Below are 7,654 nucleotides of genomic sequence, written 5' to 3' on the forward strand. Positions count from 1 at the left end.
GAGGCGGCCGATCTATGGCCGGTCATGGCGACCGACGATCTGGTCGGAGCCGTCTGGCTGCCGGGCGACGGCAAGGCCAATCCGACCGATCTCACGCAATCGCTGGCCAAGGGTGCGCGCAATCGCGGCGCGAAAATTTTCGAGCGGGTCAAGGTCACCGGCATCAGCGTGAAGAACGGCGTCGCCTGCGGTGTCGAGACGGACCGCGGCAACATTGCCGCCGAGATCGTCGTCAATTGCGCCGGCCAGTGGGCGCGCAAGGTCGGGCTGATGTGCGGCGTCTCGGTGCCGCTGCATTCGGCCGAGCACATGTACATCGTTACCGGCAGGATCGAGGGCGTGCATCCGGACCTGCCGGTCATGCGCGACCCCGACGGGTTCATCTATTTCAAGGAAGAGGTCGGCGGCCTGGTCATGGGTGGCTTTGAGCCGCACGCCAAGCCGTGGGGCATGAATGGCATTCCCGAAAATTTCGAGTTCGCGCTGTTGCCGGACGATTGGGATCAGTTCGAGATCCTGATGGAAAACGCGCTGGTCCGCGTGCCGCAATTGGCCAAGGCCGAGGTCAAGAAATTCTACAACGGTCCCGAAAGCTTCACGCCGGACAACAATTTTCTCCTCGGCGAGGCGCCGGAACTGAAGAATTTCTATGTCGGCGCCGGCTTCAACTCCATGGGCATCGCCAGCGCCGGCGGCGCGGGCAGGGCGCTGGCGGAATGGATCGTCAACAGCGCGCCGACCATGGATTTGTGGCCGGTCGACATCAGGCGTTTCGCCTCCTTCAACAACAATCCGCGCTGGCTGCATGACCGTGTCAAGGAAACGCTCGGCTTGCATTACGCCATGCCGTGGCCGAACCGTGAACTGGACACGGCGCGGCCGTTCCGCCGCTCGCCGCTCTACGACCGGGTCGCCGCCAAAGGTGCCTGCTTCGGTTCCAAGATGGGCTGGGAGCGCGCCAACTGGTTCGCGGCACCGGGAGAGAAGACCGAGAACGACTATGCCTTCGGCCGCCAGAACTGGCACGAGGCGGTCAAGCGCGAAATGAAGGCGACACGCGAAGCCGTCGCCGTCTTCGACCAGACCTCTTTCGCCAAGCTCCTCGTGCAGGGCCGCGATGCCTGCGCCGTGCTCAACTGGATCTGCGCCGGAAATATTGAGGTACCGGACGGTACGTCTGTTTACACGGGCGTGCTCAATGCACGCGGTGGCTATGAGAGCGATCTCACCGTTATGCGGCTCGGCGCGGAGAAATTCCTCATCGTCACCGGGTCCGCACAAGCTGTCCACGATGCCGACTGGATCGTCAAAAACATTCCATCCGACGCGCATGCAATCGTGACCGACGTCACCTCGTCCTACGCGGTGCTGGCGTTGATGGGACCGCGATCACGCGATCTGCTGGGCAAACTCTCCTCGGCCGATCTTTCCAACGCCGGCTTTCCCTTCGCCACCATCCGCGAGATCGATATCGGCTATGCCACCGCCTATGCCAACCGTATGACCTATGTCGGCGAACTGGGCTGGGAACTGATCGTGCCGACAGAATTCGCCGTCGGCGTCTATGAGGCGTTGCATGAGGCGGGCCGTGAATTCGGTCTGCTGGACGCCGGCTACTATGCGCTCGATGCCTTGCGCATCGAAAAGGGTTTTCGCGCCTGGGGCAGGGAGTTGACGCCTGATATCGACCCCTGGCAGGCCGGGCTTGGCTTCGCCGTGGCGATGGACAAGCCAGGTGACTTTATCGGCCGCGACGCGCTGGTTGAGACGAAGCCATCGGCAGCACCGGCAAGACGCATCGTGCTGTTCACGCTCGATGATGCCGAGCCGATGCTGTGGGGCGGCGAACTGATCCTGCGCGACCGCAAGCCGGTCGGCGAAGTCCGCTCGGCCGCCTACGGCCACACGCTTGGCCGCTCGGTGGCGCTCGGCCTGATCGAGAACGAGGCGGGCGTCGACGCTGCATTTCTCACCGGTGGTCGTTTCGAGATCGACCTTGCCGGCGTTCGCCATGCCGCGACAGCACATCTGCGCAGCCCCTACGACCCGAAGTCGGAGCGGGTGAAGGCTGATGCGGTGGAGATCAGGGCCGCCGCTTAATCCGCTGACATCGAGCGCGCCATATCCAGGAAAGCCCGCACCAGTTTGCCGCCGCTGCGTTCACGCAGGCAGATCAACGCCTCGTCCATCAGGGTCTCGGGAGCATCGATGGTGATCGGCACCAGCCGCGAATCCTGGCCGAATTCGGCCGCCGAGACAAAGCCGATGCCGGCGCCCGAGGCGACGATCTCGCGGACGGCTTCGCGGCCCTCGGCTTCGATCGCCGGCCTCAATTCGATTTTCGAGGCGGCTGCGAGATCTTCGAGTTTCTGACGCGTCTTCGATCCACGCTCGCGCATGACCAGTGATTCCTGCGCGAGCTGCTTGAGGGTGAGCGACTTTTTCGCGGCCAGCGGGTGGTCGACGGATGCAAACGCGATGATCGGCGTCGAGTTGAGTTTCAGCACCTCGAAATCGCGCCCCGTCGGCACCTCGCCCAGCACGCCGATATCGGCATCGTAGCTGTAGAGGCTGCTGATCACCGTCTCGGTGTTGCCGGCGCGCACCGAAACCTGCACGCCGGGGTAGCGGGCCCGGAAGCTGCCGAGAATATGAAGCAGATGATGTGCGGCATCGGCGACGATGCGCAGCGTGCCGGAACGCAGGGCGCGGGACTCCGTCAGGAGTTCGAGCGCCTGTTGCTCGGTATCGAACATGCGGTGGGTTATTTCGAGCAATTTCTGGCCCGAATGGGTCAGCGTGACCTGCTTCTTGTTCCGGTTGAACAGCAGCACATCATACTCTTCCTCGAGCTTGCGCACCTGGTCCGAGATCGCCGGCTGGGTCAGGAAGAGCGCCTCGGCGGCGCGAGAAAAGCCACCGCAGATGGCCACCTGGTGAAAGGCTCGCAACTGGACGTAGCGCATCTCCCGTGCCTCCGACACTTCTGAAATCGCCGACATCTTATCATAAGGATTGCTTAGGAAAAGATCGAAAGGAACGATTTGACTTATGTTTTGCCGACCCTCAGCCTGAGCATGGGTCGACATCCCTGCCGGCCGTTGGCACCGGAGGCGTCGCCATGCAATTTTCCATCATCCTGCTGCATCTGGCGGGTGCGGTCATGCTGCTGCTCTGGGCCGTGCATATGGTGCGCACGGGTGTCGAGCGGGCCTGCGGGCCCGCTTTGCGTGATGCCCTGAGGCAAGCCCGGGGTGAGCGGATCAGATCGGCCGGCGTCGGCACCGTGCTTGCCGTGCTGCTGCAGAGCTCGACCGCCGTCGCTATCCTGGCGGCCGGGTTTGCCGCCAGCGGCATGGTTTCGGTGTCGGCCGGGCTGGCGATCCTGCTGGGCGCCGATCTCGGTTCCGCCCTGGTCGTGCAGGTGCTGTCGTTCGACCTCAGCTGGCTTGTGCCGGCGCTGATCCTGGTCGGCGGCGCGATGGCCCTGAAGTTCGAAGTGGCTGGCATCAGGCATAGCGGGCGAATCCTGATGGGGGTCGCCTTCGTCCTGTTGTCGCTGCATATGATCGGCGAGGCGACCGCACCGATGCGGCAGAGCACCTTGCTGCCACTGGTGATCTCCTATCTGCGCGCGGACTATTTCACCGCCTTTGCCGCCGCTGCCCTGTTCACATGGCTGATCCACTCCAGCGTCGCGGCGATCCTGCTGTTCGTCACGCTTGCCGCACAAGGCGTCTTGCCGGTCGAGGTCGGTCTGTTCTTCATCCTCGGCGCCAATTGCGGCGGCGCGCTGATCGCGGTTTGGCTGACGCGCGGCGAAGCCGTCGAGGCGCGCCGTATCCCGCTCGGCAATCTGATCTTTCGCGGCACGGCGGCGCTGGCGGCTTTGTTCGCGCTTCAGGCCGTGACCTTCCCGGCGCATCTGTTCGGCGCAACCGAAGGCCGCCAGCTGGTCAACCTGCACCTTGCCTTCAATCTGGTGCTGGTCATCTGCTGCTTGCCGTTCACCGGCATGATGGAGCGGCTGGTCGCCTTGTTGATCGCAGACAGGCCGGTGGCAAAGGCCGGAGAGGGTGGAGACCTGATGTCGCGCCGCACCAGCGCGCTCGACCGCACCGTCATGCGCACACCCGGTCTTGCGCTAGCCAGTGCCACCCGCGAGCTGCTGCGCATGGGCGAAGTCGTCGAGGTGATGCTGCGCCCAGTGATGGATTTCTTCGACGCCGGCACCGGCGACCAGATACGCCAGGCTCAAAAACTCGATGAGGAGGTCAACCGCGCCCATACCGAAATCAAGCTCTACATTGCCGAAGTCAATCGCGGCAGCATGAGCGTGGCCGAAGCGCAGCGCGGCATCGAGCTCACCGACTTCGCCATCAATCTCGAACGCGCCGGCGACATCGTCGCCAAGAACCTGCTCGTGCTCACCCAGGAGCTGCGTGACAAGAACCTGCGCTTCTCACGCGACGGCTGGAGCGAACTGGCCGGGCTTCACAACCGTGTCATGGCCAACATGCAGCTTGCACTCAATGTGCTGGTGTCGAGCGATCTCGATTCGGCGCGGCAACTCGTCGTCGAGAAGGAGCGGATGCGCAGACTGGAACGCACGAGCCACGACCGTCACCTCAAGCGCCTGCAATCGGGAATGCCGCAGAGCATCGACACCAGCGACATCCACCTGGAGGCCGTGCGGGCGCTGAAGGAGATCAACTCGCTGATGGCCTCGGTCGCTTATCCCTTGCTGACGCAGAGCGGTGATCTGCTCGAAAGCCGGCTGGCGAGAGGGGCTGCGGAAGTGAGGGCTCCTGCAATGGCCTGAGGACGGATTCCCGCCCGGCAGGCCATCACTAAAATCTATACATCGATACAAAATAACGATTTTACAAATAGATCATTCAGGCCAAGAATAAGGCCACATCGAACGCAGATCGAGCGGAGGACAACATGCTCGCCGAGACGAAATTTGCCGCGGAGCCGCTGGCCAGCCCGGCGCTGGGCGAGCCGTATCTTCTGACCCCGGGGCCGCTCACCACGGCCTATTCGGTCAAGCAGGCGATGTTGCGCGACTGGGGATCGTGGGACGGCGACTTCCGCGCCATGACATCGGATATGCGTCGCCGGCTGCTGGCGCTGACCGGGGACAGGAACGATGAGTTCGACTGCGTGCCGATGCAAGGCAGCGGTTCTTTCTGCGTCGAAGCGATGCTGGGGTCGTTCGTGCCCAGGGACGGCAAGGTTCTTGTGCTGGCCAACGGCGCCTACGGCCTGCGCGCCGCGCAGACCATGCAGTATCTCGGCCGCGCCTATACGCTGATCGACAAGGGTGACTATCTGCCCCCGCGCGGCGACGAGGTGGCAGCGGCCCTCGCGGCCGACCCTGATATCACCCATGTCATCGCCATCCATTGCGAGACCAGTTCCGGCATCCTCAACCCGGTCGCTGAAATTGCCGAAGCCGTCCATGCCAAGGGTCGCAAGCTGCTGGTCGATTCCATGAGTGCGTTCGGCGCCGTGGCGCTCGACGTCAACGAAATCCGCTATGAGGCGATGGTCTCGTCCGCCAACAAGTGCATCGAAGGCGTTCCGGGTTTTGGCTTCATCATCGCGCGCAAGAGCGAACTGGAGGCCGCCAAAGGCAGGAGCCATTCGCTGTCGCTCGATGTCCACGCCCAGTGGGCGCACCTGAACAAGACCGGCCAGTGGCGCTACACGCCGCCGACGCATGTCGTGGCCGCCTTCCTCGAAGCACTGCGCCAGCATGAGGCCGAAGGCGGCGTCGCCGGCCGTGGCGCCCGCTATACGAGGAACCGCGACGTTATGGTGGCCGGCATGCGCGACCTCGGTTTCGAGACACTGCTCCGGGATCGCTGGCTGTCGCCGATCATCGTCACCTTCTTCAACCCGGCTCATGCCAGTTTCGCGTTCGACCGTTTCTACGACCTGATGAAGGACAAGGGCTTCATCATCTATCCGGGCAAGCTGACCGCCGTGGATTCGTTCCGCGTCGGCTGCATCGGCCAGATGGACGAACATGTCATGCGCCGCGTCGTCGAGGCGGCAGCGTTCTCGCTTCATGAAATGGGCGTCGACACCGCCGCCCCACCCGCCGCGGCACTTGCCGAACGCGCCAAACTCGCCGCCTGAAGCGGCCGACTTCGAGGATATCAGATGAACCAGATGTCTCCTGTCACCGTGTCGGTCAACGGCCGCACCTATGCCTGGCCGCGCGTGCCGGCGATCGCCATCTGCCTTGACGGCTGCGAGCCGGCCTATCTCGACGAAGCGATAAAGGCCGGGCTGATGCCGGCTCTGGTCAGGATCAAGCAGAAGGGCACGGTGCGCTTTGCGCACTCTGTCATTCCGAGCTTCACCAACCCCAACAATCTGTCGATCGCCACCGGCCGGCCGCCGTCGGTGCATGGCATCTGCGGCAACTATCTCTATGAGCGCGAGACCGGCAAGGAAGTGATGATGAACGACCCGCGCTTCCTGCGCGCGTCGACCATCTTCCAGGCCTTCTACGATGCCGGCGCCAAGGTCGCCGTGGTCACCGCCAAGGACAAGCTGCGTGCGCTGCTCGGCAAGGGCCTCGCCTTCGACGAAGGCCGCGCGCTGTGCTTCTCTGCGGAAAAATCCGACACCACCAGCAAGGCCGAGCACGGCATCGACAATGCCTCGAAGCACTTTGGGCTGCCGGTGCCGGAGGTTTATTCGGCCGAGCTGTCGGAATTCGTCTTCGCCGCCGGCGTCCAGCTGCTGAAGGAATTCCGCCCCGACATCATGTATCTGACGACCACCGACTATGTGCAGCACAAATATGCGCCCGGCGTGCCGCAGGCCAACGCCTTCTACGAGATGTTCGACAAATACCTGACCGAGCTCGATGCGCTGGGTGCTGCCATCGTCGTCACCGCCGACCATGGCATGAAGCCCAAGCACAAGGCGGACGGTTCGCCTGATGTCGTCTATGTCCAGGACCTTCTCGACGAGTGGCTGGGCAAAGATGCCGCCCGCGTCATCCTGCCGATCACCGACCCCTATGTCGTGCATCATGGCGCGCTGGGTTCCTTCGCCACCGCCTATCTGCCTGATGGCGCCGACCAGGCCGATATCATGGCCAGGCTGGCCAAGATCGATAGCATCATGCTGGTCGTCGACAGCCCGACCGCCTGCGAGCGCTTCGAACTGCCGGCCGATCGCATCGGCGACATCGTGCTGATCTCGACCGAGAACAAGACGATCGGCACCTCGGAACATCGCCATGACCTGGCGGCTCTGAACGAGCCGCTACGGTCGCATGGCGGGCTGACCGAGCAGGAGGTGCCGTTCATCGTCAATCGTGTGCTGCCGGAATTTCCGAACGAGCCGACGCTGCGCAATTTCGATGCCTTCTACTACGCCACCATGGCGGCGGCGCTGGCTTGAGTCGAGCGTGATTGTCGACCCCCACTCCGCCGAGCTTCGCTCGGCACCTCTCCCCCGATCGACGGGGGAGAGGAAAGGCGCCAGGGTTAGCCGCGGCTTAACCTGGAAACGTTGAGGCACTGACCTCGCCTGATTTCCTCTCCCCCGTCGATCGGGGGAGAGGTGGCCCGAAGGGCCGGAGTGGGGGTCGAATCCTCCGCGCAACAAGAATCTGCTGGAGCAGAAC

5 protein-coding genes are annotated in these 7,654 nt (G+C 63.4%); 4 read left to right on the top strand and 1 reads right to left on the bottom strand.

The genetic code is table 11. The features are described from left to right. The coding region (locus EN969_RS08845) for an FAD-dependent oxidoreductase (protein ID WP_164758188.1) at window positions 1–2,100 on the top strand (2,100 nt) is incomplete at its 5' end. Here EN969_RS08845 and EN969_RS08850 read toward each other — a convergent pair. Continuing rightward, window positions 2,097–2,966: a LysR substrate-binding domain-containing protein gene (locus EN969_RS08850; protein ID WP_013533042.1), complete on the bottom strand. Its 870-nt coding sequence runs from the start codon at window positions 2,964–2,966 to the stop codon at window positions 2,097–2,099. The two genes, EN969_RS08845 and EN969_RS08850, sit on opposite strands and share 4 nt — an antisense overlap. 155 nt (window positions 2,967–3,121) lie before the next feature. Here EN969_RS08850 and EN969_RS08855 point away from each other — a divergent pair, with 155 nt between their 5' ends. From EN969_RS08855 to phnA, 3 genes are all read left to right on the top strand, one after another. Continuing rightward, the gene (locus EN969_RS08855) at window positions 3,122–4,822 is read left to right on the top strand and encodes a Na/Pi cotransporter family protein (RefSeq protein ID WP_063167531.1); all 1,701 of its coding nucleotides are present in this window, start codon (window positions 3,122–3,124) and stop codon (window positions 4,820–4,822) included. A 125-nt stretch (window positions 4,823–4,947) separates the two neighbouring features. Further along, window positions 4,948–6,147: a 2-aminoethylphosphonate--pyruvate transaminase gene (locus tag EN969_RS08860; protein ID WP_063167532.1), complete on the top strand. Its 1,200-nt coding sequence runs from the start codon at window positions 4,948–4,950 to the stop codon at window positions 6,145–6,147. A gap of 24 nt (window positions 6,148–6,171) precedes the next feature. Then, window positions 6,172–7,428, top strand: coding sequence for a phosphonoacetate hydrolase (gene phnA / locus EN969_RS08865; RefSeq protein ID WP_063167533.1), 1,257 nt, complete (start codon window positions 6,172–6,174; stop codon window positions 7,426–7,428). Window positions 7,429–7,654: the final 226 nt, after the last annotated feature.

Origin of the sequence: Mesorhizobium sp. M7A.F.Ca.CA.003.01.2.1, from assembly GCF_003998945.1 — a bacterium.
GTDB lineage: Bacteria > Pseudomonadota > Alphaproteobacteria > Rhizobiales > Rhizobiaceae > Mesorhizobium > Mesorhizobium ciceri.

What these genes read in the sequence shown, in the direction of transcription:
- phnA (WP_063167533.1), top strand. Translation starts at nt 6,172, where the DNA reads ATGAACCAGATGTCTCCTGTCACCGTGTCGGTCAACGGCCGCACCTAT.
- EN969_RS08855 (WP_063167531.1), top strand. Translation starts at nt 3,122, where the DNA reads ATGCAATTTTCCATCATCCTGCTGCATCTGGCGGGTGCGGTCATGCTG.
- EN969_RS08860 (WP_063167532.1), top strand. Translation starts at nt 4,948, where the DNA reads ATGCTCGCCGAGACGAAATTTGCCGCGGAGCCGCTGGCCAGCCCGGCG.
- EN969_RS08850 (WP_013533042.1), bottom strand. Translation starts at nt 2,966, where the DNA reads ATGCGCTACGTCCAGTTGCGAGCCTTTCACCAGGTGGCCATCTGCGGT.